This is a genomic window from Gordonia marina (assembly GCF_052036135.1).
Taxonomy (GTDB): domain Bacteria; phylum Actinomycetota; class Actinomycetes; order Mycobacteriales; family Mycobacteriaceae; genus Gordonia.
Map to the genome: position 1 here is coordinate 1 of NZ_JBPSDN010000002.1, position 26507 is coordinate 26507.

Annotated in this window: 23 protein-coding genes and 1 pseudogene; 12 read left to right on the forward strand and 12 right to left on the reverse strand. The window is 65.2% G+C overall.

Annotated elements, in window-relative coordinates; all coding sequences use genetic code 11:
- Positions 1 to 390, forward strand: a 390-nt coding sequence (locus tag ACSEEN_RS00980) for an integrase core domain-containing protein (protein ID WP_440712012.1), incomplete at its 5' end; no start/stop codon positions are given.
- On the opposite strand, the gene ACSEEN_RS00985 is transcribed toward ACSEEN_RS00980, so the two are convergent.
- From ACSEEN_RS00985 to ACSEEN_RS01000, 4 genes are read right to left on the reverse strand one after another with little or no spacing between them, the layout of a single operon-like run.
- The gene (locus ACSEEN_RS00985; RefSeq protein WP_440712013.1) at positions 354 to 1832 is read right to left on the reverse strand and encodes a hypothetical protein; all 1479 of its coding nucleotides are present in this window, start codon (positions 1830 to 1832) and stop codon (positions 354 to 356) included. The two genes, ACSEEN_RS00980 and ACSEEN_RS00985, sit on opposite strands and share 37 nt — an antisense overlap.
- Entirely contained in the window at positions 1822 to 3021 is a 1200-nt protein-coding gene (locus ACSEEN_RS00990) for a tyrosine-type recombinase/integrase (protein WP_006898140.1), read from the reverse strand. The genes ACSEEN_RS00985 and ACSEEN_RS00990 overlap by 11 nt, the downstream gene beginning before the upstream one ends.
- A gap of 21 nt (positions 3022 to 3042) precedes the next feature.
- Complete coding sequence (locus ACSEEN_RS00995; RefSeq protein ID WP_006898139.1) at positions 3043 to 4266, reverse strand: XRE family transcriptional regulator; 1224 nt, start codon at positions 4264 to 4266, stop codon at positions 3043 to 3045.
- Between the two features lie 58 nt (positions 4267 to 4324).
- Positions 4325 to 5035 (reverse strand): hypothetical protein, encoded by a 711-nt coding sequence (locus tag ACSEEN_RS01000; RefSeq protein WP_006898138.1) that lies wholly within the window; start codon positions 5033 to 5035, stop codon positions 4325 to 4327.
- A 722-nt stretch (positions 5036 to 5757) separates the two neighbouring features.
- Here ACSEEN_RS01000 and ACSEEN_RS01005 point away from each other — a divergent pair.
- Entirely contained in the window at positions 5758 to 7605 is a 1848-nt protein-coding gene (locus tag ACSEEN_RS01005; RefSeq protein WP_440712014.1) for a type I restriction-modification system subunit M, read from the forward strand.
- A complete protein-coding gene (locus ACSEEN_RS01010) occupies positions 7602 to 8441 on the forward strand; it encodes a restriction endonuclease subunit S (RefSeq protein ID WP_440712015.1) in 840 nt (279 codons plus the stop codon). The genes ACSEEN_RS01005 and ACSEEN_RS01010 overlap by 4 nt, the downstream gene beginning before the upstream one ends.
- 196 nt (positions 8442 to 8637) lie before the next feature.
- On the opposite strand, the gene ACSEEN_RS01015 is transcribed toward ACSEEN_RS01010, so the two are convergent.
- Both ACSEEN_RS01015 and ACSEEN_RS01020 read right to left on the reverse strand, forming a co-directional pair.
- Complete coding sequence (locus ACSEEN_RS01015) at positions 8638 to 8865, reverse strand: hypothetical protein (RefSeq protein WP_440712016.1); 228 nt, start codon at positions 8863 to 8865, stop codon at positions 8638 to 8640.
- A gap of 620 nt (positions 8866 to 9485) precedes the next feature.
- Entirely contained in the window at positions 9486 to 10103 is a 618-nt protein-coding gene (locus ACSEEN_RS01020) for a hypothetical protein (protein WP_440712017.1), read from the reverse strand.
- A gap of 434 nt (positions 10104 to 10537) precedes the next feature.
- Between ACSEEN_RS01020 and ACSEEN_RS01025 the strand changes: the two genes are divergently transcribed.
- Both ACSEEN_RS01025 and ACSEEN_RS01030 read left to right on the forward strand, forming a co-directional pair.
- Positions 10538 to 11896 (forward strand): AAA family ATPase, encoded by a 1359-nt coding sequence (locus ACSEEN_RS01025; protein WP_440712018.1) that lies wholly within the window; start codon positions 10538 to 10540, stop codon positions 11894 to 11896.
- A 132-nt stretch (positions 11897 to 12028) separates the two neighbouring features.
- Positions 12029 to 12421, forward strand: a pseudogene (locus tag ACSEEN_RS01030) (ISL3 family transposase); the annotation flags it as partial.
- 284 nt (positions 12422 to 12705) lie between these two features.
- Here ACSEEN_RS01030 and ACSEEN_RS01035 read toward each other — a convergent pair.
- Together ACSEEN_RS01035 and ACSEEN_RS01040 are read right to left on the reverse strand one after the other, a co-directional pair.
- Positions 12706 to 14085 (reverse strand): protein NO VEIN domain-containing protein, encoded by a 1380-nt coding sequence (locus tag ACSEEN_RS01035; RefSeq protein WP_440712019.1) that lies wholly within the window; start codon positions 14083 to 14085, stop codon positions 12706 to 12708.
- Between the two features lie 66 nt (positions 14086 to 14151).
- Positions 14152 to 15750 carry a DNA-processing protein DprA gene (locus ACSEEN_RS01040; protein WP_440712020.1) on the reverse strand — a complete coding sequence of 533 codons (1599 nt, stop codon included), beginning with the start codon at positions 15748 to 15750 and terminating at the stop codon, positions 14152 to 14154.
- A 1233-nt stretch (positions 15751 to 16983) separates the two neighbouring features.
- On the opposite strand from ACSEEN_RS01040, the gene ACSEEN_RS01045 reads away from it, so the two are divergent.
- From ACSEEN_RS01045 to cobF, 3 genes are read left to right on the forward strand one after another with little or no spacing between them, the layout of a single operon-like run.
- Positions 16984 to 17481 (forward strand): sunset domain-containing protein, encoded by a 498-nt coding sequence (locus ACSEEN_RS01045; RefSeq protein ID WP_440712021.1) that lies wholly within the window; start codon positions 16984 to 16986, stop codon positions 17479 to 17481.
- Entirely contained in the window at positions 17478 to 18290 is an 813-nt protein-coding gene (locus ACSEEN_RS01050; protein WP_440712022.1) for an SDR family oxidoreductase, read from the forward strand. Before ACSEEN_RS01045 ends, ACSEEN_RS01050 begins: the two co-directional genes overlap by 4 nt.
- Entirely contained in the window at positions 18290 to 19084 is a 795-nt protein-coding gene (gene cobF / locus ACSEEN_RS01055) for a precorrin-6A synthase (deacetylating) (protein ID WP_440712023.1), read from the forward strand. The genes ACSEEN_RS01050 and cobF overlap by 1 nt, the downstream gene beginning before the upstream one ends.
- On the opposite strand, the gene ACSEEN_RS01060 is transcribed toward cobF, so the two are convergent.
- Entirely contained in the window at positions 19073 to 19822 is a 750-nt protein-coding gene (locus ACSEEN_RS01060) for a 3'(2'),5'-bisphosphate nucleotidase CysQ (protein ID WP_440712024.1), read from the reverse strand. The genes cobF and ACSEEN_RS01060 overlap by 12 nt on opposite strands.
- A 47-nt stretch (positions 19823 to 19869) precedes the next feature.
- On the opposite strand from ACSEEN_RS01060, the gene ACSEEN_RS01065 reads away from it, so the two are divergent.
- Positions 19870 to 20730, forward strand: coding sequence for a DNA-formamidopyrimidine glycosylase family protein (locus tag ACSEEN_RS01065; protein ID WP_440712025.1), 861 nt, complete (start codon positions 19870 to 19872; stop codon positions 20728 to 20730).
- A 27-nt stretch (positions 20731 to 20757) separates the two neighbouring features.
- Here the strand turns inward: ACSEEN_RS01065 and ACSEEN_RS01070 are convergent, their stop codons facing one another.
- Both ACSEEN_RS01070 and ACSEEN_RS01075 read right to left on the reverse strand, forming a co-directional pair.
- A complete protein-coding gene (locus tag ACSEEN_RS01070) occupies positions 20758 to 21651 on the reverse strand; it encodes a DUF559 domain-containing protein (RefSeq protein WP_440712026.1) in 894 nt (297 codons plus the stop codon).
- Positions 21652 to 21747: 96 nt separating this feature from the next.
- Entirely contained in the window at positions 21748 to 23061 is a 1314-nt protein-coding gene (locus ACSEEN_RS01075; RefSeq protein WP_440712027.1) for a glycoside hydrolase family 183 protein, read from the reverse strand.
- Between the two features lie 142 nt (positions 23062 to 23203).
- Between ACSEEN_RS01075 and ACSEEN_RS01080 the strand changes: the two genes are divergently transcribed.
- From ACSEEN_RS01080 to ACSEEN_RS01090, 3 genes are all read left to right on the forward strand, one after another.
- Positions 23204 to 23944 carry an SDR family oxidoreductase gene (locus tag ACSEEN_RS01080; protein ID WP_440712028.1) on the forward strand — a complete coding sequence of 247 codons (741 nt, stop codon included), beginning with the start codon at positions 23204 to 23206 and terminating at the stop codon, positions 23942 to 23944.
- Positions 23945 to 23983: 39 nt separating this feature from the next.
- Complete coding sequence (pgi, locus tag ACSEEN_RS01085) at positions 23984 to 25666, forward strand: glucose-6-phosphate isomerase (protein WP_440712029.1); 1683 nt, start codon at positions 23984 to 23986, stop codon at positions 25664 to 25666.
- A 66-nt stretch (positions 25667 to 25732) separates the two neighbouring features.
- Positions 25733 to 26050 carry a DUF2853 family protein gene (locus ACSEEN_RS01090; RefSeq protein ID WP_247866457.1) on the forward strand — a complete coding sequence of 106 codons (318 nt, stop codon included), beginning with the start codon at positions 25733 to 25735 and terminating at the stop codon, positions 26048 to 26050.
- 103 nt (positions 26051 to 26153) lie between these two features.
- Here the strand turns inward: ACSEEN_RS01090 and ACSEEN_RS01095 are convergent, their stop codons facing one another.
- Entirely contained in the window at positions 26154 to 26486 is a 333-nt protein-coding gene (locus ACSEEN_RS01095) for a chorismate mutase (protein ID WP_247866458.1), read from the reverse strand.
- Positions 26487 to 26507 lie beyond the last annotated feature (21 nt).

A 26507-nucleotide genomic window follows, 5' to 3' on the forward strand; every position in this document is an offset into this window, starting at 1 on the left:
ATGGCACTGTGGTGGCGCGGCCACCAAGGCCACCCCGTCGAAGGCGGCCGGTTGATTCACCATTCCGACGCAGGCACCCAGTACACATCAACTGCGTTGACCGATGACCTTGCACTGCAAGAGATTTGGCCTTCGATCGGCTCTGTCGGCGACGCCTACGACAACGCCCTGATCGAGTCCGTGAACGGTTTGTACAAGACCGAGTGCATCGGCACCACCGTGTTCCACTCCGGCCCCTACAGGACCCTCTCCGACGTCGAGTACGCGACCTCAGCGTGGGTCGCCTGGTACAACAATGACAGGCTCCACTCCAGCATCGGCACGGTCCCGCCCGCCGAGTTCGAGTCCGCCTACTACGCCGCCCTCAACCGAGAGCTGCACCCCGTATAGGAGCGGCAGAAAACCTGGGGTGATTCATGTTGTTCGGCGATGATGTTCACCACGGCCTGCTCAACCAGGATCGTCGGGATGACGCCGTCGACCTTGGTCTGCTGGTACCGGAGTTTGGCGACGAACGCATCGGGGTCGTTACTGTCTACGGGACGTTCGATGCCAGGGATCGCCTCCAGGGGTTCGTGGTCGAGCATCAGGATCTCCGAGGCTCGGCGGCCGGTCAGGGCTTGAAGCAGCCAGATGCGGGCGGTCTGCGGGTCACCGAGGCCGGCAACGACCGATAGGGTTCGGTCGGGGTGGGTGATCGACACCGGGAATCCGCGGTCGGCGGACAGGACGTCGAGGTAGCACAGCATCTGCTGCAGTTCGCTGGTGCTGTACCAGGTCAACTCCCGAACGCGGGAGGAGTGCCGAGTCCGGAACGCCGGCCCCCACAGCCGGGTGTGCGCGGCCGAGACCGCCAGCCAGCGACGATCGCCGGTCGCCGCCGCGGCTTCGGGGGCGTGGTCGGCCATGAACGTGTAGAACACCTGCGTCTGGCTGCGGGCCTCGTCGACGGCCGACGCCGACAACAATCGCCCAGGCCGGGCACAGGCCTGCGGTGAGTGCAGGTAGCCGGAGAAGTCGGTGAACACCTGACGCAATACTGCGGGGTCGGTGCTGATCACTGGATCGTCGATGCCCTGAGCCTGCAGGAACGGCCCGAGAAGGCGGGACAGGGTGCGGGCCCGCTCCACCGCCGACGACCACCGCAGCAGTTCGGTGCTCAGCGCGGTCCGCAACCAGAAGCGGACACCGTCGCGGAGCCAGCGCGGTTCGAGGGTGTCCAAGCGTAGCGCTTTGTCGTGGGCCGGTTCGTGCTCGCGTTGCGGGATCCGCCGATCGGCTCGCAGATCCCAGATGTCGTGCTCCCACCACGGCTTGGTGCCGCAGCGGACACTGACGTGCAGGTGCATCTGCTCGATGAAGTTGGTGATGTTGCGGCGCGAGTTCGCCGACGCCAGGCGGGCATTGCGCTGCTCGAACCCCACCAGCGCCGACCGGGTCAGGTCCGCGACACCCAGGTCGGTCACCGACGTCGGTGGATCACCGTGGACTCGTTGATAGTCGGCGACGGCCGCGGTCAACGTCAGGGAGAACCAGCGCAGCAGGGACGGTTCGATCTTGCGGAGTCCGTCGGCACCGCACAGCCACACCCACCACGCCAGCTCTTGCTGCAAGCGCAGCGGAACCGACTGCGGGGTGAAGTCGTGCCCGTCCGGGTTCCGCAGGTACCGCCGATTGAGCAGAAACACGCGATCGGCGGGCGCCTGGTCGATGCGGTACCGCAGCTGCCGCCATTGATCGGGGACCCGCGCCCACTGCGCCTCCCACAAAGAGTCCCCGGAGGGATCTGCGGCGTCGGCAGGTATCAGCCGCGGGGTGTGGTCAGGTGTCATGGATTCCCCTCCAGCCCGCGACGTAGTTCTTCCACTGCGACAGGGACCGCATCTGCGCGTCTTCGGTCACCCATCCGTAGGTCGAGAGAGTGGTCTGCACATCCTGGTGGCCCAGGCGCCGCATCACCACGTGCGGCGGAGTCCCGTTGAGGAGCAACGCGGTCGCATGCGTATGACGCAGCCAGTGCGGCGACCAGTCGGCCGGCACTGTGTCGGGATGGTGGCGCCGCACCTGGTCGACCCGGGCGTACACGGTCTCCACCCGCATCGGCGCGAACTGCTGCCCGCGAACGAGATTGACGAACACGAAATGTGAATCCAGGTTCTCCACGAGCACGTCAGCGCACATCTGCACGAGCATCCACACGTACTCGGTGTAGAGCGCGGCCAAGTCGTCACCGATGTAGATGCGGCGAGCCCCGGTTTTGGCGCGCAGGCCGTGAGGATGATCATCGCGGCCGACGATGTCGATGGATGGGGTGACGCCGCCAGTGATGTGGAAGTCACTGTGCCGCAACGATAACGTTTCACCCAGGCGCATGCCGGTCTCGGCCAGGACCGCCATCATGAGTCGGTCGCGGAGTCCGACAGGGCCGCCGGTCCAGCCGGTGTCGGTCTGGACCGCACAGTCGTCGAGGATCGCGACCACCTGCGCTGGATCCAGGACCGGCGTCGCAGACTGGTTCGGCAGCCGAGTCCGGTACAACGGCCGCCGGTGATCGCGGTGCGGGCCGACACCGTCGAGGAAGCCCTTGTAGGGGCTCGCCCAGCGTTGGGTCCGGCGGGCACTGTAGAGCCGCTCATACGGTTCGATCAGGTGATGAGCATCGGCGTGGAAGGTGTACAGCGCCAGCACAGCAGCACTGTAGGTGGCGACCGAGGATTCGGCGAGCCACCTCTCCCGCTCGGACAGTCGCGTCACGCCGGGCAGGTCCCCGTACCGCAGGTAGGTCAGGAAGTCGCCGAACCGGGACACCGGAAACTGGTCCCACTCGTCGCCGACATGCTCAAGCAAAGTCCACCAGTATCCCAGGCCACGGGCGTAGCCGCGGACGGTATTAGGTGAGCGGTCCTGATCGCGCAGAAACCGCAGGAACTCGTGCGCAGGCAGAACGGGTAGACCGGTGTCGTCGACGACGGTGTAGGAGTCGGGCCGGTCAGGGAATCTCATTCGCTGTGCTCGGGCCATCACCGCCACCTCCGCCGACGATCACGCTTGCCGCGAACGGTGAGCGCCGGCGAAGTCGACCTCGACAACCGCGCCGCGGCGGCCGGTGACCGACGGCGCGGCCGCTGACGCCGGCGTTGCTACAGCCTTCTGAGCCGGCCCTCGCTGGCCGACCATCAACTCGCCGATCACATCGACCGGCAGGATCAATCGGCGTGCGGCCAGAGCCTGCACAGATTTGGTGCCGTACACCGCTTCGACCCACCTGCTCATCAGGCGAGGACGCTCGGGAAGCCGATCGTCCCAGCCCGGTTCGGTGCGGCCCCAGGTGAACCCGGTATCAGGATTCACCCGCGTATACAACTGCTTGCGCAGCGTCTCGTAACGATGCTCGTCCATGGCGCCGGACTCGTAGAAGTGGCGCAGCAATGCGCCGAGCGAGATGCCCCACTTCATCTTCACCGGAAGGAGATTCACCAACGACGGTGCACTACGCAACGATGCCGACGCATGCGCGTACGGCGCCAGGAACTCCGAAGCGAATCGCGAGGCCTCTTGCTCGCGTTCGTCGGTCATCTCACCGGCATTGCGATGGAGCATCAGGTGCCCGAGCTCGTGTGCGAGCGTCCACCGCGTCCGTTCCCACGAGTCCAACTCCCGCGACGCGACCAGAGGCCGTTCCCGGAATTCTCCGATCCACACCGAGCACCCGAGATGCTTCTCCAGACGTCCGCGTGAATTGCCTTCCAGGCCTTGGGATCCGAATCGTTCACTCCGCATCATCACCGGGATCCCACTTCGTTCCATCAGATGAGTCAGGTCCGCAATCGGCGCATCCGGTCCGACATTGAGCATCTCCCTGGCCGCCGCGGCCGCAGCGACAGGATCCAACGTCGGTCTGGGCTCAATCAGTAAGGGCGGCAACTTCTGCGCAGCATGCAACTGGAGCAGGAAGTCACCTGACAACGCCATCACCTGCGCCATCCGATTTTTCTCGGCAGCGGTCATCGCCTTCGGCGCCCGGAACGACAGATCCGACGGCTCGACCCGCGACACCGGTGCGGTGGTGAAGAACTCCGCAGGAAACCGCAGAACCTCACTCAAATGATCGACGTCCTGGACGGCCAACTCGACGGTCTCCGCGCGCTCCATCCGCGTCAACCGCGCACCAGACCAGCCCATCTTCGCGAGTACTTCTTTGGCGGTCATCCGTCGGAGCAGTCTCGCTTGCCGGACCCTGAGTCCGTACACCTCACATGTGGTCATAACGTCCCCGATTCAAACACTCGCCGACTGACGGTAGCGACCGGGTCTGACAGTTCCGCTAGGCCGGCGAAGGACCGTCGCCCTCCTGAGCCTTGCCCAGCAGGTCGCCGAAGTCGTCGTCGTTCTCGGCGACGACCTGACGAGGCTGCACTTGCCGCGGGAGTGGAGTCGACGCCAAAATCGCCACCGTCGACGATGAATCGATCCCGACCACCGCCGCCAGAAAAACCTCGGCCACCTGCACCGAGTCCGGCGTGAACGAGTAGAGCACGAACCATTCCACTGGGCCCGAGGGAATCTGCTGCTCCGGATCGGGAACAGGGAACGGAAGCACCCAGTCGGCCTCCGCCGGGCCGGAGTCCCGCTCGTCGGGAGTCACCGGAACCGGGCCGGTGCGCACGATTAGACGCTCGCCCTGCTCCGGGATGACCGACGCCGGCATCTTCCGGACCCGGATGCTGGTCCCTCGCTGGTCCTCGAGCAGTGCTGACATCCCCTGCCCGTAACGCATCGCGAACACGCCAGGCTTCGGCGGAGAATCTGGATTCCTGAAACCCACAGTGCGAAGCAACAGCATCCCGCGCACGTCCGTGCAGTGGATCATTCCGTGTAGGTCCGACACGGTCCCGCCGTGCTCGGTCACCACAGGTTCCCAGAGGTCGGCAACCGCCTGAACGGCGTCGGCCAGGTCGCGCCGCAACACCACGAACTCGCCGTTGAACTGCTCGACCAGCTGGTCGCACTTGGCCTGGAGTTGGCTGAGGTTCATGCATGAAGAATTTCATATCCGTTCCTACATATCAATAGGTTCACCGATGAAAGTTTTCGCATCTGAATACTCGGTTGATACCTAATAGTATACATGTAGATAACAACAAATGCAAAGGTCAAGGGCATATTTATAACTCATCTTGTCTTGCTACTACAGATAAGAAGATAGACCGCGCGCAAGCGCTTCGCTCGACCCCGCTGTACGCAACGGTCGGGGCGTGGATCCACACCCGCAGCACTCCCTTCCGTCCGGACAGCTGGTCGCTGTCATCGACTGCAAGACCGCGCGCGGAACCACGCTCGCGAGACCTGCCGCGCCGCAACGAACGACGCGCGGTGGCAGGCGAATCCGCGGTGACCGTCAGCGCCAGAAGCGGTACCGATGGGAAACGGTCGCTCGACGGTCCCGGGATCGGGGACGCGTTCGAGCGCCTGGATCAAGAGTTCGCGCTCGGCGGCACCGACATTGGGCGCGGCGGTGGTGGAAGACGACATGAGGGCGCGGCCTGTCTGGTTGGACGGCTACTTGGCGATTTGCATCCGATCCTGCACGTCACGCCCGTCACAGCTGCGACGGCGGTCGCACGGCAAGACACGCGCAGCCCCCCCAACGGCCGACCTTTCCAGGGGCCCTGGAGAGGCCTAGGGGACGGTTCACTACTATGAATCAAGGTCAGCACCACAGGACACCGGCCTTGATTCATAGTAGAAACGGGAAATATGCCTGCGATCGGTGATTTTGTACACATTCCGCCCGCAGATTGGCTGTTCCCAACTCACGGTGACGTGAGGGACGGCCGTCGACGGGCAGAGGCCTACTATTCCCGGCATGGGACCTATGAGGGTGCGGAATACGAGATCGAAGAGTTCGTTCGTCAATGGGCGCTTAGTGCTCTGCTGACAGAATACAAATACCCGCGGGAATGGGTCGGCGAACGCGTAGTTATCGAGTATCCTGTCAAGATGGGTTCTACGACCAAGGAGGCGGACATTGCGCTCCTCAACACCGAGCGTAGACCCTTCCTCTACATTGAAGTAAAGAAGCGTCGAGTCAAGGCTGACGAGTTCGATGAGGGCGAGAAGCAGTTAGAGACATATCTGGCCTCGACACACACCGCCACGATCGGAATGATCACGGATGGTGAGCGAATAAGATCTGTCCGGAAGAAGATCGACCCAAACGATTTCGAGTACATATCGGATATTCCGGCGAACGGCCTTACGGCGGCAGTGCGCACGAAATTGGTCAGGGAACTTCCGGTTGACGGGGATAGCCGAGCGACCGGACTGAGGCAGCTTAACAACGAGTATGAGCGACTCCTCTTTGCCTGCCACAGCGAAGTCCGCGATATCGACGGTCTTCATTCCGACGAGGCGCTCGACGAAATATGCAAGGTCCTCTATACCAAGATGTACGACGAGCGCGCAACTACTAAGAAAAGCGTAGGTGAACCATTCAGGTTCCAGACTTACGGAGCATCCAATTCTTCTGAGGTTGCTTCAACGATTCGTTCACTTTATGAAGAATCGCGCGAGAGTGAGATTGAACTATATTCTCAGAGAATACCTGGATATGCACGTTCGCGCGGTGTTTTCAACAGCCGAATTCGCCTCTCGGACATAGCTCTGTATTCTGTTGTGGAACAACTGCAGGACTTCTCTCTCGTGGACAGCGGGGCGGATATCAAGGGTCGCGCCTTCCAAAAGGTGCTAGGTCCAGCGATACGCGCGGGAATGGGACAGTACTTCACGCCGGACCCAATCGTTCGACTTGCGGTCGGGATAGTTTCGCCGACGGCTGAGGACCTTATTCTGGACCCGTTTTGCGGATCGGGACACTTTCTCACCAATGCTCTTCAGTATGTGGTCGACTCTCAAGGTGACACACTCTCCGAGCACGCATTACATGAGTTCAAGTTCTTTCATCTGCATGGCATTGAGAAGTCGGATCGTATGGTCCGCATCGCGATGACAGATATGATGTTACATGATGACGGACATACTAATGTCCGCAATATGGACTCACTCCTTAGTTTCGATAACTATCCGGATATCACGGCTTTGCGTGATGACGGAAATGTCGATCCCGCAGTGTTCTCGGTGATTCTTACAAACCCTCCCTTCGGTAGCACGGTCAAGGCTGAAGCCGCTGCGATGCTGGGGAGATTCGAGCTTGGTGCCAAGAAAAAGAACCTTCCTCTGGAGGTTCTGGGGTTAGAGCGCTCGATTCAATTCTTGAGACCAGGAGGGCGAATGGCCATTGTCCTTCCGGAGCACATCATCAAAGGCAAATCCACTAGGTATGTTCGCGATTGGTTGCAGAATGTCGCTCACATAAGAGCGATATTTTCGTTTCCTGAAGAGGCTTTTACGCCCTATGGTGCGATGGTGAAGACATGTTTGCTGATTCTGCAAAAGCTGAACGAAGGCGAGGTTCCCAGCGGCGAGGATGCAACTCTCCTCTGTGAACTCGAGAATCTGGGATACGATGCCACCAATAGGCCGAAGCCGGGTTCCGAAGTTCACGAGGCAGTTGCAGCATTCCATGAAAGTGCAGGTTGGTTATGAACACCCTCATCAAGACGCGCGATGAACTTATTGATGCCGGTCGCTGGGACATCGACTTTCACTTGCCGCCGGAGGGGGTGCTCGCTTTTCCCCCGGAAATGCTTTACCGCGTGGACGAGGTAGCGTCGATATCTAAGGGTAAGCGAGACCCGACGAAGTCCCCGGATGATTCCTTCAGATACATTGATATATCCAGTGTTGAGGTTGTAACGGGAGCCGTTACCGGGGCTCAGGTTGTCGTTGGGCACGAGGCTCCGTCGCGTGCTAGAAAGGTCCTGCGTGCTCTGGACATTCTGGTTTCAACCGTTAGACCAACACGTGGTGCGGTGGCGCTGGTTCCGAAGGCGTTGCACAACGAGATCGGCTCAACAGGGTTTTCTGTCGTTCGCGCCAATGACGACGTTAATCCATTTTACCTACAGTTTGCGCTTCGCCTCGACTCGACTCGAGAGCAGTTCAGGAAGTGGTCCTCGGGATCTAGCTATCCCGCCATTCTCGACGAGGATGTTGCGAAGACGTTGATTCCTCTCCCTGAACCTCGGGAACAGGATCGTATCGCGAAGCGGCTTATGGCTGCCGCGACTGAGCGTGCGTTGGCACTGGCTCGGCTCGATGAGGCTTGGTCTCGCGAACTCAGGGCAGTGGTGGGCGGCATTTCCGGGAGTCCTGCACAATCGGTTGTCGAAGGCGTCCACGATGGAATTGATGAACTCGACTTGAATGTGTGGCTCGAAGACCCCTCGTCGAGCGGGGTGCGGAAATTCTTGGATGAGTTGCCAGCGCTGTCGTTTGACGCCCCAACCCGCCGCGGAAGGAAGGAGCGGACAGATGCTTGATGGAGCCTTGCGATTGGTGATTCCGTAGCAAGATAACAGGGCATTCATGAAGTCTTGCCGCTGACCCTGCTTGTACTTCTCTTCATTCCGCAAATCTGCGACGAAGAGGCCACAACGAGTCCAGATTTGTTTCCCGGGTCAGAAGGACGGTCACGGAACCTCGCTTTCACTGGTCTAGTCGGCTCGGGTGTCTTTGTCACGCGGAGGGTTCTTCGTCGGAGGAAGTTTGCTGGGTGAACTGCTCGCTCAGGATGCTGAGAGCGTTGCTGAATGCTCGGTTGACACGGAGCTGCTCGGCTGGGGACAGCTCGTCGAGCGCCGCCACAACCTCCTCGGCCTGGCCGAGGACATGGATGGCCTCACCGATGGGCCGAGTCTCCTCGAACAGTTGGTCGGCCTCGACGCTGGTCAGATCCTCGTCCATGATGACCAGTCAACCCTAGTTGTCCGGCATCGGTGGCCGATGTGGCCAGGTAGTGGGTCTTCACGACGATGACGGACCGGTATGTACACGAGTCGGGTCGGGCCGGTGATCGTGAAGCTGGGTCCCCGGAGACTGCGCTGCGGGTCTTATGGGATCGGTGACCTACTCAATGATCGCCAGCGCTGTCCGGGCACGCCGGGCGGGTCAGTCGTGCGGGAGTGGCCGTCGCGGACAGTCCGTGCCGGTCGGGTCCTGGTGATGGGACCGTCGCCGGCGTGATATTCCTCCATCCGGTTCCAGGCGTGCTGTCGCGAGGGATCTTCGGCGACGCGTTCGTCTGGCACTGGTCCGTCGCAGAGTTTCCACCACGTGTGCGTGCAACAGCCGACCTCCCGCCGCCGAGGGTCACGGTGAACAGTCCGCTGACCACGGCGATCATCGGGCGAGCGCGATTCCGATTCGAATTCAGGCGCCAGGCGTGGACGGTGTGTCGGGTGATGGTGGTTCTATCCGGGTTGGTGAGGTGTTCCTCGACGTGGGCCTTGCTGGAGCGTCGGGATGACGCGTTTCATAGTGTTCCTGACCTGGCCGTCTCGTGAGGTCTTCGGTGCTCAGCTGGGTTAGGTCTCCGGGGCGATGATCGATTCCGGTTCGGTGGCGATCCGTGCGATCGTGGCCTTCTGGTCTGGGCGGAGCATGTCGGGGGTGTAGCCGTCTATGACCAGCGCCCACCAGACCGTCTCGGTGACGCCGCAGCGGCCGCAGATCCGCGGGCCGATCGCGCCGAAGACTCCGATCCTGGGTGGGTAGTCCCAGCCGGCGTCGAAGGCCTCGTCCGGAGTGAGGATCTGATCGGCGCCGCACACCTCGCAGAGGTGGCGCAACCGCCGGGGCGGCGTGTCCGGCTGCCCAGCGGTGTCGCTGCTCGGCATCGCAATCGGGCCCGGGGGACGATCGGTGTAGTGGGCGGCGTCGGGGACAGTCACGATCGTGGTTCCGGCGACGGTGATCGAGGTGCCCTCGTCAGCGAGGCAGGCCAGCTGCGCGCGAGTCAGCACGATGATGCGCTCTCGGGCGGCGGCTTCAACGTCGGCGGCGGTCGCCTCGTCGACCGCGTGGACCGCGATACGGCCCGAGCTGAGCATGCGGGCCGACCGGGGGTCGTCGAGTTTGCCGGCCAGCGCCGTGATGTTGCGGGACGTCAGCTCGAGCGTCTTCGCTGGATCGATCCACCGCATGGTGTTTACCTCCCTCGTGGCGTATGCGCCGATTGTGCATCGGGGGTCCGACACACTGAGGCCTCCCGCTTCTCGCCGGGCGCGATAACACTCGCGACCAGAGGTGATCGTCAGCGCGGTGAAGCGGCGTCTCTTCACCGCCCGGCTGCGAGTGCCGGGCCGACGCCGACAGCGGTGCGGGCAACGGGCCGCGCCGGCCCGAGCAAACTCGTCAGCGACGGGCCCCGCTGCGGCTCGCTCAGGATGTAGTCGTGCGGTCTGACGGCCGTACCCGGTCGCGCGGACTTCGCCTCGTCGACATCGTCCCCTCTCCTCGAGGTCCCGCCGCCCGCCATGTCGGTCTTCCAGCGTATGGGCTCACGCGAAATCGATAGCGTGATTCGGTCTGGTCTGTCATTCTGGAACGCTGCTCTCCGCTCACGATCCGAGGACGAATGACGCTCACCGACAACTCCGCACCCGGCACTGGACCCATCGCGAGCCTCGCCGGCTGGTTCGATACGCAGAGCAGCACAAGCCGGGAGACGCTGCAGGCTTTGGGGGAACTGTTGACCGGACTGTCGGCGTCGACGGCCGGCCGGGATGAGGACGCAGACGCTTTCACCGCCCGCTGTCTCGGCGCCGACCACGCCAGCTCCCTCGTCAAGGAGACCCTGACTCCCGACGCGATCCAGCGCGTCACCTGCGGGGTCGCGGTGGCCGAGTGGATCGCCGTCCACCCGTGTGAGACCGGACCGGCCGAGTTTCGGGACCCGCCGAGTTGGACCTACGCCCAGATCGGCGACGACAAGGCCCGGATCCCGAGCGCGCTGCGGGTCCACTTCGCCGCCGGTACCGTCACCGACGTCGACGTCATCATCCATATCGTCACCTCGCCCAACTCGTCGCTGAGCGGCGGCCCGGAGATCGCCGTCTGCGCCCTGGCCGAAAACCAGGAACATGCCGTCACACTCCTGGAGCGCATCGTGGCCCGGGCCGGTGAACTCAACCCCTTCCGCGGCCGGGCCCTGCGGGCGTCGTACAACCGCAGCGGAGCCAACCTCGTCGTCCTCGACCTGCCCCGGACCTTGACCCGGGACACCGTGATCGTCCCCGACACTGTGTGGGCCGAGATCGACCTGGGGATCGCCAGTGTTCGCGACCAGCACGAACTCCTCAACAATCACGGACTCGGATCCCGCCGCGGAGTACTGCTGTGCGGGCCGCCCGGCACCGGCAAGTCCGCAGTGAGCGCGGCCATCGCCGCCGAACTCGTCGGCGACTTCACCGTCATCTACGTCGACGCCCGCGCCGGATCACACCTGCTCACCGAGATCGTCGAGATCGCCCACCACCTCGGCGGCCCCGTCCTGCTCATCATGGAAGACATCGACCTGTGGATCGGCCGCCGACGCACCGGCGAGACCAGCCTGTCCGAACTGCTCCAAGCCATGGACATCGCCCCCGACGCCCGCATTCTCACCCTGGCCTCCACCAACGACGCCGCCGCCCTCGATGCCGCGGCGATCCGGACCGGCCGATTCGACGCCATCGTCGAAGTCGACTACCCCTCGACCGAGGCGGCCGCCCACATCCTCACCGTCCTGACCAGCGGAATCCCCGGCGGCGACCGAATCAACACGCGCGCGGTCGCCAACGCACTCCCGGCCAAGACCTCCGGAAGCGACCTACGCGAAATCGTCCGCCGAACTGTCCTCGCCTCACCCGACGCGACCATCACCACCGCCGCCCTACTCGCCGAACTGGGCGGCGGCCGCTACCACGCCACCGCACCGGCGGGCATGTACCTGTAGCGATAACCGCCGAACCGACCGACAAGGAAGGGCTTCGAGGTCCATCCCGTTGATGGCATTCGTCGACTACGGCGTCGGTGGTACGAGCAGAACTGCTGCCTTGATCGTGCACCTGCACAACGCCTGCGCCTGTGCTTATGCCGCGGCCGCAAAGGCGACCCGCTCTACAAGGTCCGCCGGATTCTGCACACCCGCACCAGCCTGCTCACCGACAAACAGAAAATCCTGCTCTTCGAGTTGCTGACCAGTCACGACGATCACGTCGCGGTCGAGATCACCCACCAGATCTACCAGCAACTCATCGACGCCTACGAGCACCCGAAACGTCGCGAGGGCACGAAACTCATGTACAAGGTCCTGCGCGGGATCCGACAGCGTCTGCCCGCCGGCCTCACCGAACTGGCCGTGCTCGGCCGCAGTCTCTGGGCCCGGCACAAGGAGATCCTCGCCTACTTCGACACCGGTGTCTCCAACGGGCCCGTCGAAGCCATCAACGGACGCCTGGAACACCTCCGCGGGATCGCCTAGCAGCCCGGTGACGGCGACCGGCAGAGCTGCGGCCTGAACCGGTGCCACGACCCCACGTTCCAGACACGGCCAGCCGGAGCGCTCCGGGCGAGCAACGAAAACAACTGAATCCGTCTCCACCAAACCCGGGGCTTGACGGGCACCTCGTTCTTACGACACGCCTACGCGCACCACCAACACCGGTGGATCATGGGCCAGTCGGCGGCAGGGATAGCAATGCGTCGCGGCGTCCGGCTTGTAGAGCTCTCGCATCGGGTCATACTCACTGCGAATCCCAGTCGTCACGGTTGCCGATGTGGTGGCAGTGTGTACGCATGCTGGAGTGGTGTGAGTGCCTCGGCGGCTGGAATCCATTCATCCCATCGTCGCGGTCGGCCGTTACGGCACATGTACTCGCCATCGGCGTCGAGCTGGATTTCGATTCGGTCTACCACGAAAAGCGTTGTGGTGTACTCGGCCGCATGCGAGACCTCGTTGCGAGTCAGTATGACGGTGTCAACGTCGATCGTCGATCCCTTGACCTCGACGTGCAGGATCTCATCGCCGCGGACGAACTCCAGGTCGTAAGGCTTGCCGGGACGTCCAGCCAGCGTGTAGCCCTCAGACTGGAGGATCGCGATAGCTACTTCCTCGGCATGGAGTTCGACAGCCTTCCGCCGTAACGGGTCACTCTCGAACGCCACCTTCTTCATATCCGGGGTATCGGGCCTGTCCTGGCATGCCAGATCAGCTGAATCCAGCTGGACTCGCAGGCTGTCAAAGACGTCGATGAAGCTGGGCGGTATCGCCACGAAGTAAGTGGTCGGTGCACCACGGACGAAGGGTTCGTCCGTATCCGCGTGTTCGACCTGCAACGGGAACTGGCTCCACCTCTGATCTGCTCGAGTCGCCCAGTAGCATTCGACCACACTCGCAGTCTGCGCACGGACATCGTCCAGAGTGATAGGCGCTGGCAGCAGCACGAAGTCCTTGAGCGCAACATCGACCGCTGCCACGGATTCGGTCGGCTGATTGGCTACCACCGACACACCGACGATCGCCTTCTGCCACCAATGCAACACGTGATCCCCGGGCCGGACCGCACATACACGATCGAACGCGGGCTTTCGCGTACCGTCTTCCTTCTCTCGGGACGCATGAAGTGCCGCTCCGAAGTCGAGTGTGTTCTGGTCGCGCCGGATTTCCATCCACGTCGACGGCGTCTCGCCGGCCGACGTGTCCAGGGACAGACCCGTCAGATCAAGTAGTGCTTCGCCCTCAGCGTCTTCCAGCCGGGCCAGGTATGCCCGGTTCACTCCGCCACTGCCGTTGATAGGGCCATACTTTCGTCCGTGAGCCACGACATCGGCGACCACGCTAACGGGGAGGTGGAGGTCGTCAGCGATCGGATCGACGTGAACCATCCAGCCATCATCCTGGTCATCGCTATCCGTTTCATACCCTTTGGCGGGTCGGCGAGCTGGATGCCACGCCCGTGTCACCCGACTGACCGCGCGGACCTCGCGCTGGCTGTAGTGGAATACGATGTCGTCGACGCGCATCTCCTTGATGCAGTCTCGGCCGGGCACACGCTGACCGTTGACCCCAGGACACGTCCACAGAGCATGCTGCCCCAGAGCAATGCGAAAGTTGTTCCGCTGGTTGGCCCACCAGAATGCCATTGTGCTTACCTCTCCTTCCCGATCTTACGACCGAGTGGTCATAGGTCTGCCCGTCCACTTCGGGTCCTACGTGCCGAACAGCTTGGCAATGATATTCTCGTTGAGTTCGGTAGGGCTGTCTAGAATAATTTCGGCACCAGCATTCCGAAGATCTATGGGGTCGGAGAATCCCCAGGCTACCCCGACTCTGCGCACATGCGCCAAATGTGCTGCGCGGATATCCTGTACTTGATCGCCGATATAGGCGGCATGAGTATGGCTGACGCCGAACTGACTAAGTGCACTCGATATGCCGAATTCTTTCTTGCCTTTCGTCTCGTTGTATGCGAGGAAAATGTCGAAAAGAGAGCGAATCTCTGGCGGGAGAATCTTCTCTGCTCTTGATTTCGGCTGTGCCGTGATGGCTGCAAGTTTGATACCTGCGCGTCGCAGGCGATGAAGCGCCTCCACCGCTTCATCGAATGTTCGCATGTGAGCAACACTAGATCTGGCGAACTCTCTATTATATTCGCTCCGGTAGACATCGTAAGAGCACTTGACGCCATACTTCGAGAGGATATCGTGGGGTTTGCCGGTCACGTCCATGAAGCTCGTGTCGACTGTTCGGCCGGTATGTCTTCGTATAATCTCGGCGAGGGCGGCGGCAGTGGTGTCGCGAGAGTCGGCGATGACCCCGTCGATGTCAAAGAGCAGGGCATATCGTGCGCGAGCTGTCGTGCCGCCGGGTCTTGAACCGGAGTGACCGGGCGAGGATGAGGCGGGTAATGTGGCGCCTCGGCCGAAATCCCCGGGAGCCGGGGTGGTTGGAGTGGGTGCGACAGAGAAGAGCGCGTCCTGCACCGCGGGCTCGACCACCTCAGCTCCCCAGACGTTCGACATTGTTGTTCGAACGATGTCAAGAGCCTGGTCGAACGTCTCTATGACGTGCGCGCCTTTCTCTACAAGCTCTTCGGCCCAAGCGGTGTCACCGGTGCGTAGATTCCGGCTAAGCAGGAATACCGGACGACCGTGCTTGAATGAGAATTCGGCCTGGATAATTGACCCGCATCCAGGCTTTCCTTCGACGATCACCGTGCCCAGAGCAAGCGTGCACATTACCTCGTTGCGGGCAGGGAACGTCCACCGTTGCGGTCCAACTCCTGGGGGGAACTGGCTAATCACAGCGCCACGTTGAGGGATTTCCTCGTACAGGTCATGGTTCTCCGCAGGGTACGCGAAATCGAGGCCGTGTCCGACGACGGCGTAGGTGTAGCCTGGGGGATCAGCTAGCGCCGCCCGATGAGATGCGCCATCGATTCCCTTAGCGAGTCCACTGACCACAGTGATCTCGTTCTCGACGCACAATCGCCCAAACTTGTGCGCTGCGTCCTCCCCACGTGGAGTGGGATCCACTCTTCCAACAAGAGCGAGCGAGCGGGAATTCAGATGTGTAAGGTCACCTCGATAAAAGAGGACGGCTGGTCGGGCCCCCCACAGCCCAAGATTTGCCGGGTAGTCCTCGTCCGACCACAGTTTAAAACTATCGCCCCTCTCTGCGGCAGACTGTATAGTCTCAATATAGGGATCGATGCCGACTGACTGAAGGTGGTCTCGAACACGCTCGGGAGACTTCGTGGACTTCTCGAGAAAGTCCTCAGTCTGATCTAGTCCGCCGTGGGAAGTCATCAGCTTATACAGCCGGTGTGGACCGACTCCGGGGGCGTCAAGCAGCCGCAGTGCGCGTGCCGCAGTCTGAATCCGCTGGACATCCGCAGCACCTTCGCGCGGGTCACGGCTACCGCGAGCAGATGACACACTCACTCGCTGACCACCGCCTTCCGCGCAATTCGGCCTCAATTCTATCGGTACTCCCGTACTGGCGGTCAAGGGGCAGCTGCCGGCCGAGTGTCAAACCGATAACATGCTGGGCTCCCGCTTCCTTTAGGGCATTCGCGCAACTTCCCATTGATGCTCCGGAGGTCCACACGTCGTCGAAGAGTAGAACATTCTTCCCGGCAACAATCGGCGCATCAATCGAGTATGCTGCGGGAGAGATTTCCGCGCGGCCTGGCCTACTCGCCGCCGGGTCTCGAGTGATCACGCCTAAGTCCCAATTCAACAGTGGCCGGATCGGCGATCCGGAACCCGAGTTCACAATATCAGCCAAGTGGTCGAATGGTCGGCTTTGGCTGTTTGACGGGACTGTGGTCGCGACATCAATTCCACCGGAAGCCGTCGACAGGCAGCTTAGATGGCTTCGTAAGAATGTGTAGAGGAGTGCTCCGAGAGGCGCGGACATCCATCGGTAGTCGTTCCAGTCCTTATATCGATGAAGCATCGATTCCAGACCAGAGGGTGTGCTATAGGTCACCGAAACGAGTCGCTCCAAGTGAGCGCTGTATGAGTTCTTGCAGACATAGCATCTTGGCCAGAGCCGCCCGTTCTTATCCGCGGTGACGGCGCCGGCGCAGTATCGACAACTGGAGGCCGGGCGCGGTGCGGTGGGAACGAGGATACCGTTGGTGTCCATCCACCCAATCCAGTCTGCCGCCGAAGCTCGACCCTCGGCCATCTCAGGCCTGACGAAGTCCCGGTAAGACACAGCTACCCCCTGTCGTCGGTCCCCGGCGTTACGGATCCGGGTGGATCGCGTTACACGCTCCCACCAGGCGGCGCCCCCTACCTGCACTGACACGATCTTCCGCCAGTCCCACGAGAGCGCGACCGTCTCCGGCCGGTGCGGACCGTGCTCGTGGGGTCGACGGTCCGCGTGTGGAAGTGTACGTCAGCGGGTACGGGACGGGCGGGGCGTGCCCGGTGGTGCGCCGGTTGCGGCGAACGACCCGGTACCTTGCTTCGTAAGGACTCCGGCAATGCCGGAGGAAAGCGGCAGACGAGCGAAGACAGGCGGGTACGACGATGTGGTGGTGGTTGCTCCTCCTTCTCCTCATCCCGGTGATCTGGGGCGGGTGGGCGTACTCGCGCCGCAGCCGCGTCAAGGAGCACGTGGTGCATGCGGGGCGTCCGGACGGCGACGACGTGCCGCGCATCGACCTGTCGAGCGGCCCCGCGACGCCGCCGCCCGCGCCGGTGCCCGCGCCGGCCGAGGTCGACGTGCCCGCCGCGCCGCAGCCGCGTCGTACGGCGACCGGTGACGGCGTCGGGTCGTACCTCGACGCGGCCGGCGACCGGGTGCCGATCCCGATCGGCGGGCACGCGCCGCTCGTCGCCGACGCCCAGCGCGCGCCGGACGGCTACCCGATCAAGGGCGACGCCGACACCGGCCTCTACCACCTGCCGGAGGACCCGTGGTTCGGCGAGGTGATCGCCGCGGTGTGGTTCGCCAGCGAGGCCGCCGCGCGGGCCGGCGGGTTCCGGCGGGCCGGAAGCGACCCCGAGGAAGCGGCGACCCGATGACCGCGCCCCGGACCGTCCTGGTCACCGGCGCCACCAGCGGCATCGGCGCCGAGGTGGCACGACAATTCGCCGCCCAGGGCCTGCGCGTCTACGGCACCACCCGCAACCCGGACACGGTGAGCGACCCGATCCCCGGCGTCATCTACGTCCGCCTCGACAACGCCGACTTCGCCACCGCCCAGACCTGCGCGGACGAGGTCGGCGAGGTCGACATCCTGATCAACAACGCCGGCGAGAGCCACGCCGGCGCGTTCGAGGACACCCCGATGGACGAGATCGAGCGGCTCTTCGCCGTGAACGTCTTCGGGCCGCTCGCCCTCACCAAGGCCGTCCTGCCCGGCATGCGGGCACGACGCCGCGGCACCGTCGTGATGGTCGGCTCCATGCTGTCGAGCTTTCCGATCGCCTTCCGCTCCACCTACGCCGCCACCAAGTCCGCGATCAAGGCGTACGCCTTCTCGCTGCGCCGCGAGGTGGCGCCCTACGGCATCCGGGTGATCTCGGTGGAGCCGGGCACCATCGCCACCGGCATCGGCACCCGCCGCACCCTGCACATCGCCGACGACTCCCCGTACCGCGAGGAGTTCGAGATCGTGAAGGCCACCACCGCGCGGAACGAGACGCAGGGCATCAGCGCCGAGGACATGGCCGAGCAGATCGTGTCCGCCGCCCTTGCCGCGCACCCGAAGCCGTTCTACGCCCGCGGGAACCGCGCGCCGGTCGTCTTCTTCCTCCGCCGCCTGGCGCCGCGCCAGATGGTGCTCGACCTGAGCTCGAAGATCCACGGCCTCGCCAAGGTCCGCCCCTGATGCCTTCCGGCACGGCGAATCCCGCGACCACCCTGCGGGTGATCGGGATCGGCCCCGGCGGCCCGCGGCAGATCACCCTCGAAGCGATCGACGCGATCGCCGCCACCGACGTGTTCTTCCTGCTGGACAAGGGATCCCGCGTCGCGCAGCTCACCGCCGTGCGCCAGGACTTCCTCGACCGGTACGCCCGCGACGGCCACCGCGTCGTCGTCGTGCACGACCCGCCGCGCGACCGGGAGCCCGCCGACTACGCCGCCGAGGTACGGCGCTGGCACACCGCCCGTGTCGACGCCCTCGCAGCGGCGATCACCGATTCGTTGAGCCCGGGTGAGTCCGGCGCCTTCCTGGTCTGGGGAGATCCCGCCCTGTACGACTCGACGCTCCGGCTCACCGACCAGCTCGCCGGGCGCGCCGGACTGGACATCGAGGTCGAGGCGATCCCCGGGGTCACCAGCGCGTCCGCGCTGACCGCCGCGCACGGCATCGTCGCGCACGACATCGGGGAGCCGGTCGTCATCACCACCGGGCGACGGCTCGGCGAGGACGACGGCCCCAACCGGATCGTCATGCTCGATTCCCACCTCGCCTTCACGAGCGCTGCCGCCCCCGACGACCACGTCTACTGGGGAGCGAATCTCGGCACCCCCGAGCAGGTGCTGCGCAGCGGGCGGGTCGGCGACGTCGCCGCCGACATCGAGCGCGAGCGCGCCCGGCTCCGCGAGCGGACCGGCTGGGTGATGGACGTCTACCTGCTGCGCCGCGCCGGAGCCGTCGGCGACGGTTCACCAGGGTGAGCGCAGCGCTTCCAGCAGGTCGTCGGCGATCTCCCGCCGGCAGATGACGAAGTCCGGCATGTACGGCTGCGGATTGTTGTAGACGATCGGGGCGCCGCTCAGCCGCGAACAGTGCAGACCGGCGGCCTCGGCGACCCCGACCGGCGCGCAGTTGTCCCACTCGAACTGGCCTCCGGCGTGGACATACGCGTCGACGTCGCCGCGCACCACGGCCATCGCCTTGGCACCCGCCGAACCGATGTGCACCGCGTCCAGGCCGAGCCGATCGGAGACCGTCGCGCTGGGATAGGAGTGCCCGTAGCGGGACACCGCGATGCGCCCGGTGAGTGGTCCGTCGGCGGGCGGCACCTCGTCGGAGCGGTACACCTCGCCCTGGGCGGGCAACGACACCGCCGCGGCCACCGGTCGGCCGTCGACGGTCAGCGCGACGTGCACGGCCCAGTGCGTGGTGCCGCGGGAGAACTCGGAGGTGCCGTCGAGCGGGTCGATGATCCAGACGCGTTCGGCGCCCAGGCGCGCGAGGTCGTCGTCGGCCTCCTCGGACAGCACGGCGTCGCGCGGCCGTTGCCGTGTCAGCACCCGCGAGATCCAGGCCTCGGCGAGCGCATCGCCGACGTCGCCCAGCTCCCGGCGATCGAGCAGCCCGCCGTGCCCCACCCCGAGGAGCAACTGGCCCGCGCCCTCGGCGATCACCGCGGCGAGTTCGGCGTCGGTGTGGCGCGAGGAGGGGCGGGTCATTCCTCTACCCAAGCACATCGGCGCGCGGCCTCGCGCACACTGGAGGCATGCCCGAACTCCCCGAAGTCGCCGCCCTGGCCGCATTCCTCGACGACCGGGCCGCGGGCTTCCCGATCCGCCGGATCGACGTGGCCTCGCTGTCCGTGCTCAAGACCGCCGAGCCGCCGTACACCGAACTCGCCGGGCGGGTCGTCACCTCGGTCGGGCGCATCGGCAAATACCTGGTCATCGACGCCGACGGGATCTACCTGGTGATCCACCTGTCCCGGGCGGGCTGGATCCGCTGGAGCGAGAACCTCGCGCCCGCGCCGCCGCGGCCCGGCGGCAAGGGGCCGATCGCGCTGCGCGTGCACTGCGGACTGCCGGGGGAGGGGTTCGACGTCACCGAGGCCGGTACCCAGAAACGACTCGCCGCCTGGGTGGTCCGCGACCCGCACGACGTCGAGCGCATCGCGACCCTCGGGCCCGACGCGCTCGCCCTGTCGCGCGACGATTTCGCCGCGCTCCTGGCCGCCGACGGCCGCCGGATCAAGACGGTCCTGACCGACCAGCGCACCCTGTGCGGGATCGGCAACGCCTACTCCGACGAGATCCTGCACGCCGCGCGGCTCTCCCCGTTCGCCACCGCGAAGTCGCTGACCGACGATGCCGTGACCGCGCTGTACGACGCCGTGCGCGCCACCCTGCTGGACGCGACCGCGCGTCTGGAAGGACAGGGTGCGGCCCGGCTCAAGGCCGAGAAGCGCACCGGCCTGAAAGTGCACGCGCGGACCGGGCTGCCCTGCCCGGACTGCGGCGACATCGTCCGCGAGGTGTCGTACACGGACCGGTCGTTCCAGTACTGCGCCACGTGCCAGACCGGCGGCAAGGTCCTCGCCGACCGCCGCATGTCCCGGCTGCTCAAGTAGCGGTGTTACGACAGTGTCGCGGCGCGGTCATCCGGCGAGGAGCATCCTCTCGCGTAGCAGGCCGATCACCAGTTCCATGCAGCCCGCCGGGTCGCCGGTCAGGTCATGCCAGCTGAACGAGAGTGTCACCCACCCGGCGCGCGCGAGCGCATTGCGTTTGCGCATGTCCCGAAGGAACGACTTGTGGTCGCGATGGTAGGCCCACCCGTCGATCTCGACGGCAACCTTCAGCCCGGGCCAGGCGAAATCCACGGCCCAGCCCTGGAACGGATACTGCTGAACGCAGCCGTCGAGTCCTTCGGCCTTCACCCGTCGCCGGAACACCTCTTCGGCCTTCGACTGGGTGTCGGCGTCGAGCACGGCGACGAGCTCGCGCGCGAGCGACATGCCCCGCATACGCGGATTCCGCAGCAGGGCCTTCTCCAAGTCTTTGAGAGTCACCACGCTCGTCTGGAGTAGCTGGTCGAGGAAGTGCGAGGGATCGTCGGCCGAGGCGACGGCGCCCAGGATGCTCAGCGCGAGCCCGGTGACCGACACGCCGTCGACCACCGCGAGGTCCTCGGCGCAGAAGGTCCGCCGGACGATGTCGATCGGGCACCCCGTCCAGCGGCTCTCGGGAACGGCGGACCGCACCGAGAGGGTCAGCGGCTGCGGCAGGTCGGGGAGAAGTCCGTGCCACCATGCTGCCGTGGTCCTGTCCAGGACGCCGCGGTGAACCAGGGCGGCGGCCCGGACCATCGCTCGCTCGGTGTATGGGAAGGCCGCGAGTCGCCACACCCCCGGCGCGACCGGCAGCCACTCCCGTCGTGTGCGTCGTCCGTGGACGTCGCTCGCCGTCAGATCGCACGACTTGGCCTGTGCGGTGGTGATCAGTCCGTCCTGGGCGGCGAAGATACTCGCCAGATCCGCCGATTCGTCCATGACACTTAGACGCAGCAGACGGTGATGCCGGTTCCGTCGTGATCGAGACCGTCGTATCTGTTGGTCGCCGACCAACAGATACGACGGTCTCGCGACCTACCAGTTCTTGTTGAGCTTGGACTCGACCAGCATCACGTTGTAGTCGCTCCAGCGGGAGCCGTTGAAGTACAGCCGGTTGTCGGTCGTGCTGGTCAGCGCGGGGGAGTGCGGCAGCATCATCGGGCCGTACAGGACCACGGCCCCCGCCGGGACCAGCGTCTTCGGGGCGCTCCACGGGCCCTGGATCGCGGTGGCGGTGCGGATCCGGATCCCGTTGTCGCCGTCGATCATCACGTACTTGCCGAGATACTCGCACCAGGCCACGGACAGCTCGGTGACCTGGTCTTTCACGATCGCCGAGTCGTCGCTGAGCGCGCCCAGGTCGGACGTCCAGGCGGTGCCCGTCCAGTACTCGTAGGCCGCGAGATTCAGGATGTCGCCGGGGTGGAACCGGGCGAGATAGGCGCGGCCGAAGCGGCCGTTCGGCGTGCCGGCCTGGTAGACGTACGGGTCGTCGCCGTGACCGCGTACATAGCCGCTCTGCTGGAAGCGGCTGTTGTTCACGTTCACCGTCGGTGCATCTTGCGGCAGCGCCAGGGTGACCGGGGCGTTCACCCTGATGGTGGAGGTGTCGGCGGCCCACGTCTGGCCGTTGTCCGAGGAGACGGCGATCGCCGAGAAGTTGGTGTCCCAGACCCCGGCGTCGCCCCAGTGCCGCACCGACATGAAGTTGACGTACTGCTTGCCGCCGAGGCTGATACCGGCGGTCGGGATGGTGGTGACCTCGACGAAGTCCTGCCCGATGGCGCGGATCATCTCCGTCGCGTAGTTGTCGTTCGGCGCGATCACCACCGCCCCGGACGCGGTGTCCCCGGGCTTTCCCGGCTCGATGGTGAGGCCGTCGGCCAGGTTGTCGTCGTCGGTGCGGGTCAGCACGTTGTTGCGCCACTGATGGCCGGTGACGTTGCACCAGCCGAAGGTGTCGCCGAAAGCCATCAGCGTCTGCCCGTGCCCGTTGTCCCAGGCGACGCCGAGGTCGGTGCCGGAGATGGTGAAGCGGTTCAGGGTGGTGTTGGGGCTCTTCGGGCCGGTGACCCACGAGACGATCCGCGAGGTCGAGTCCTTCCAGGTGGGGAGTGCGCCCTGCGGTCCGGAGCCGGGCTCGACCGGGTCGGCGCCGCCGCCGAGGGAACCGTTGCCGCCCAGTGAGCTGTTGCCGCCGAGGGAACTGTTGCCGCTCGATCCGGTCGACGAGCTGTCCCCGCACGGGGCGGCCGTCGCGGGTGGCGACGCGACGGTGGTGAGGGTCGCGGCCGCGGCGATCGCGGTTCCCAGGGCGAGACGGATCGCGGTGCGAGATAGGACGGCCATGCGTTCCCCCAGGAAACCTGTGACGGATGTGATGAAAGTGACAGTAGAGGTTTTGGCGTGAATGTCCGTCCCGGAGGTCCCCGGTGTCCGTCACGATCCGGCAACGATCGCCCGCGGGACGGTCCGGGTAGATTCGTCTCCCGTGACCCGTCAGCGAATCCTCATCACCGGCGCCAGCTCCGGACTCGGCGAGGGCATGGCCCGCGAGTTCGCCCGCCGCGGCCGTGCCCTCGGCCTCGCCGCGCGCCGCCTCGACCGTCTCACCGAACTGGCCGACGAGCTCGCGCCGCAGGCCGGGCAGATCGCGGTGACCCGCCTCGACGTCACCGACGTCGACGACGTGCCGCGCGCCTTCACCGAACTGGCCACCGAACTCGGCGGCGTCGACCGGGTGATCGTGAACGCCGGCCTCGGCAAGGGCGCCCCGATCGGCACCGGCCACGCGGCGGCCAACATCGAGACCGCGGCGACCAACCTGATCGGCGCGCTCGCCCAGGCCGAGGCCGCGATGGAGATCTTCCGCGCGCAGGGCCACGGCCACCTGGTCCTGGTCAGCTCCATCAGCGCTGTCCGCGGACTGCCCAAGGCCCAGGCGGCGTACTCCGCGTCGAAGGCCGGGGTGTCCGCGCTCGGCCAGGGGCTGCAGGCCGAACTGGCCGGGAGCCCGATCACCGTCAGCGTGATCCTGCCGGGCTACATCGAGACCGACATCAACCGCGGGGTCAAGACCAAGCTGATGACCGACACCGACTCCGGTGTGCGGGCCATGGTCGCCGCGATCGAGGCCGAGCCGCGCCGTGCCGAGGTGCCCGCGTGGCCGTGGAAGCCGATCGCCGCCGCGCTGCGTTATCTCCCCGACGCCCTGTCCGCCAAGCTGGTGTAGACCCTGCGGTCCGCGCCGCGGGTCACTACTGTCGAACCCATGAACGGCGACACCGGGCAGCGCGGAAACGACGACGGACTCGACATCACCGCCACCTCCTCCTGGGGTGCCCTCGCCGAGCATCGGAAACGATTCGACGCCGGTCTCCGCGGCCTGTTCGCGGACGATCCCGACCGGGGTGGACGACTGACGGTCGATGCCGCCGACCTGCGCATCGACTACTCGAAGAACCTGGTCACCGGCGAGACGCTGGCCCTGCTCACCGACCTCGCGCGTACCGCGCGCGTCGCGGACCTGCGCGATGCCATGCTGCGCGGTGAGCACCTCAACTCCTCCGAGGATCGCGCCGCGCTGCACACGGCGCTGCGGCTGCCCGCCGATGCGACGCTGGTCGTCGACGGCCAGGACGTGGTCGGTGATGTGCACCGGGTGCTCGACGCGATGGGCGGGTTCGCCGACCGGGTCCGCTCCGGAGACTGGACCGGCTTCACCGGGAAGGCCATCACCGACGTCGTCAACATCGGCATCGGGGGTTCCGACCTCGGCCCGGCGATGGCCTACCAGGCGCTCCGGCACTACCGGAAGCCCGGCCTGCGCTGCCACTACGTCTCCAACATCGATCCGGCGGATCTGGCGGGCACGCTCGCCGGGCTCGACCCGGAGACGACGCTCTTCATCATCGCGTCGAAGACCTTCACCACCCTGGAGACGCTGACCAACGCCCGCGCCGCCCGGACCTGGCTGCTCGACCACTACGCCGGCGACGACGCCGCCGTCGCCCGGCACTTCGTCGCGGTCAGCACCAACGACGCCGAGGTGGCCGCCTTCGGCATCGACACGGCCCACATGTTCGGCTTCTGGAACTGGGTGGGCGGGCGCTACTCGCTGGACTCGGCCATCGGACTGTCGCTGATGATCGCCGTCGGGCCGGAGAACTTCGCCGACATGCTCGACGGTTTCCACCGGATGGACACCCACTTCGCGACGGCCCCGCTGGAGGCCAACGCGCCGGTCCTGCTCGCGCTGATCGGCCTCTGGTACTCCGATTTCTGGGATGCCCAGTCACACGCGGTGCTGCCGTACTCCAACGACCTCGCGCGCTTCCCGGCCTACCTGCAACAGCTGGTGATGGAGTCGAACGGCAAGTCGGTCACCCGGGACGGGCAGCCGGTTCCGTGCCCCACCTCGACGGTGGTCTGGGGTGAGCCGGGCACCAACGGGCAGCACGCCTTCTACCAGCTGCTGCACCAGGGCACCTGGCTGATCCCGGCCGACTTCATCGGCTTCGCCCGACCACTGGACGACCTGCCCACCGCCGACGGCGGCTCCATGCACGACCTGCTGATGAGCAACTTCTTCGCCCAGACCGAGGTCCTCGCTTTCGGGAAGACCGCCGACGAGGTGGCCGCTGAGGGCGTCGATCCGCGGCTGGTGCCGCACAAGGTGATGCCCGGGAACCGGCCGACGACGTCGATCCTGGCCCCGGCGCTGACCCCGTCGGTGCTCGGCCAGCTGATCGCCCTCTACGAGCATCAGGTGTTCGTGAAGGCGATGGTCTGGGGGATCAATCCGTTCGATCAGTGGGGGGTGGAACTGGGTAAGCAGGCCGCGAACAAACTGGTCGCCGCGCTCGGTGATCCGGCCTCGCCGCCGCCTTTGCCGGATTCGTCCACTGTCGCCATGGTGCGTTGGTACCGCGCCGAGCGGGGCCGCACGTCGTAACCGGCCGGATCGCGGTGTGCGCGGTACTGTCGAGCGAGTCGGAACATCGATGACCTGGAGGAAACCATGAGTGATGCCCGTGAGACCGTTCTCGCCTACGTGCCGGACGCCGATGTCGACGTGGTCGACAAGATGGCCTCCGTCTACCGGCTGGCCCTGAGCAACCGGGACGCCGCGCTCGTCTCCGCCAGCGACCCCGAGGAGCTCAAGACCGTCCGCGAGAACTTCCTGAAGGGCAAGCTCGGCCTCACCGAGGACGACGCCACTCTCGACGCCGCCATCGCCGAGGTCCTGGCCGAGATGAAGGACGGCAAGGCCAACCCGCGCCTGGCCGTCTACTACAAGCTGGCCGCCAAGTTCGGCAAGCTCGACGTCTTCGCCTGAGTCGGCCTGCGGTCCCTGAGCTCGTGTCGGAGCTTGCGACGACACGAAGTCGAAGGGTCGAAGTCCTCGGCTCCGCTCGCACGATGATCGGGCGGAGTCGGGGCTATCGCCCGAGCGGTCCGCGTCCCAGACGCAGCAGCAGCATCGCGAGCGTGTGACCTTCCGGTCCGAGCGCGGAGAACCGCTCCAGCACCTTCACCTCGCGGCTGTGCACCAGTCGCGGGCCGCCGGCCGCCATCCGCGCCGCGCCGATCTTCTTCGACACCGCCGAGCGTCGCTGGACCGCGGCCAGGATGATCGCATCCATCCGATCGATCTCGCCGCGCAGTTCGTCGATGTCGTCCGGGAGGTCGGCCACGTCGCTGCCGAGGTCGTACGCCGACAGATCGATCTGCTGCTTCGGATCCTGCTCGCTCACGTCTACCGATCTTGCCATGCCGGGTGCTTGGCACACTGG

Bases quoted from the DNA above. Each gene is read 5' to 3' on its own strand.
- pgi (WP_440712029.1), top strand. From the start codon at position 23,984: ATGAACGGCGACACCGGGCAGCGCGGAAACGACGACGGACTCGACATC.
- ACSEEN_RS00990 (WP_006898140.1), bottom strand. From the start codon at position 3,021: ATGGCCCGAGCACAGCGAATGAGATTCCCTGACCGGCCCGACTCCTAC.
- ACSEEN_RS01090 (WP_247866457.1), top strand. From the start codon at position 25,733: ATGAGTGATGCCCGTGAGACCGTTCTCGCCTACGTGCCGGACGCCGAT.
- ACSEEN_RS01005 (WP_440712014.1), top strand. From the start codon at position 5,758: ATGCCTGCGATCGGTGATTTTGTACACATTCCGCCCGCAGATTGGCTG.
- cobF (WP_440712023.1), top strand. From the start codon at position 18,290: ATGCCTTCCGGCACGGCGAATCCCGCGACCACCCTGCGGGTGATCGGG.
- ACSEEN_RS01075 (WP_440712027.1), bottom strand. From the start codon at position 23,061: ATGGCCGTCCTATCTCGCACCGCGATCCGTCTCGCCCTGGGAACCGCG.
- ACSEEN_RS01045 (WP_440712021.1), top strand. From the start codon at position 16,984: ATGTGGTGGTGGTTGCTCCTCCTTCTCCTCATCCCGGTGATCTGGGGC.
- ACSEEN_RS01025 (WP_440712018.1), top strand. From the start codon at position 10,538: ATGACGCTCACCGACAACTCCGCACCCGGCACTGGACCCATCGCGAGC.
- ACSEEN_RS01065 (WP_440712025.1), top strand. From the start codon at position 19,870: ATGCCCGAACTCCCCGAAGTCGCCGCCCTGGCCGCATTCCTCGACGAC.
- ACSEEN_RS00985 (WP_440712013.1), bottom strand. From the start codon at position 1,832: ATGACACCTGACCACACCCCGCGGCTGATACCTGCCGACGCCGCAGAT.
- ACSEEN_RS01015 (WP_440712016.1), bottom strand. From the start codon at position 8,865: ATGGACGAGGATCTGACCAGCGTCGAGGCCGACCAACTGTTCGAGGAG.
- ACSEEN_RS01020 (WP_440712017.1), bottom strand. From the start codon at position 10,103: ATGCGGTGGATCGATCCAGCGAAGACGCTCGAGCTGACGTCCCGCAAC.
- ACSEEN_RS01050 (WP_440712022.1), top strand. From the start codon at position 17,478: ATGACCGCGCCCCGGACCGTCCTGGTCACCGGCGCCACCAGCGGCATC.
- ACSEEN_RS01000 (WP_006898138.1), bottom strand. From the start codon at position 5,035: ATGAACCTCAGCCAACTCCAGGCCAAGTGCGACCAGCTGGTCGAGCAG.
- ACSEEN_RS01070 (WP_440712026.1), bottom strand. From the start codon at position 21,651: ATGGACGAATCGGCGGATCTGGCGAGTATCTTCGCCGCCCAGGACGGA.
- ACSEEN_RS01060 (WP_440712024.1), bottom strand. From the start codon at position 19,822: ATGACCCGCCCCTCCTCGCGCCACACCGACGCCGAACTCGCCGCGGTG.
- ACSEEN_RS01010 (WP_440712015.1), top strand. From the start codon at position 7,602: ATGAACACCCTCATCAAGACGCGCGATGAACTTATTGATGCCGGTCGC.
- ACSEEN_RS01035 (WP_440712019.1), bottom strand. From the start codon at position 14,085: ATGGCATTCTGGTGGGCCAACCAGCGGAACAACTTTCGCATTGCTCTG.
- ACSEEN_RS00995 (WP_006898139.1), bottom strand. From the start codon at position 4,266: ATGACCACATGTGAGGTGTACGGACTCAGGGTCCGGCAAGCGAGACTG.
- ACSEEN_RS01040 (WP_440712020.1), bottom strand. From the start codon at position 15,750: ATGACTTCCCACGGCGGACTAGATCAGACTGAGGACTTTCTCGAGAAG.
- ACSEEN_RS01095 (WP_247866458.1), bottom strand. From the start codon at position 26,486: ATGGCAAGATCGGTAGACGTGAGCGAGCAGGATCCGAAGCAGCAGATC.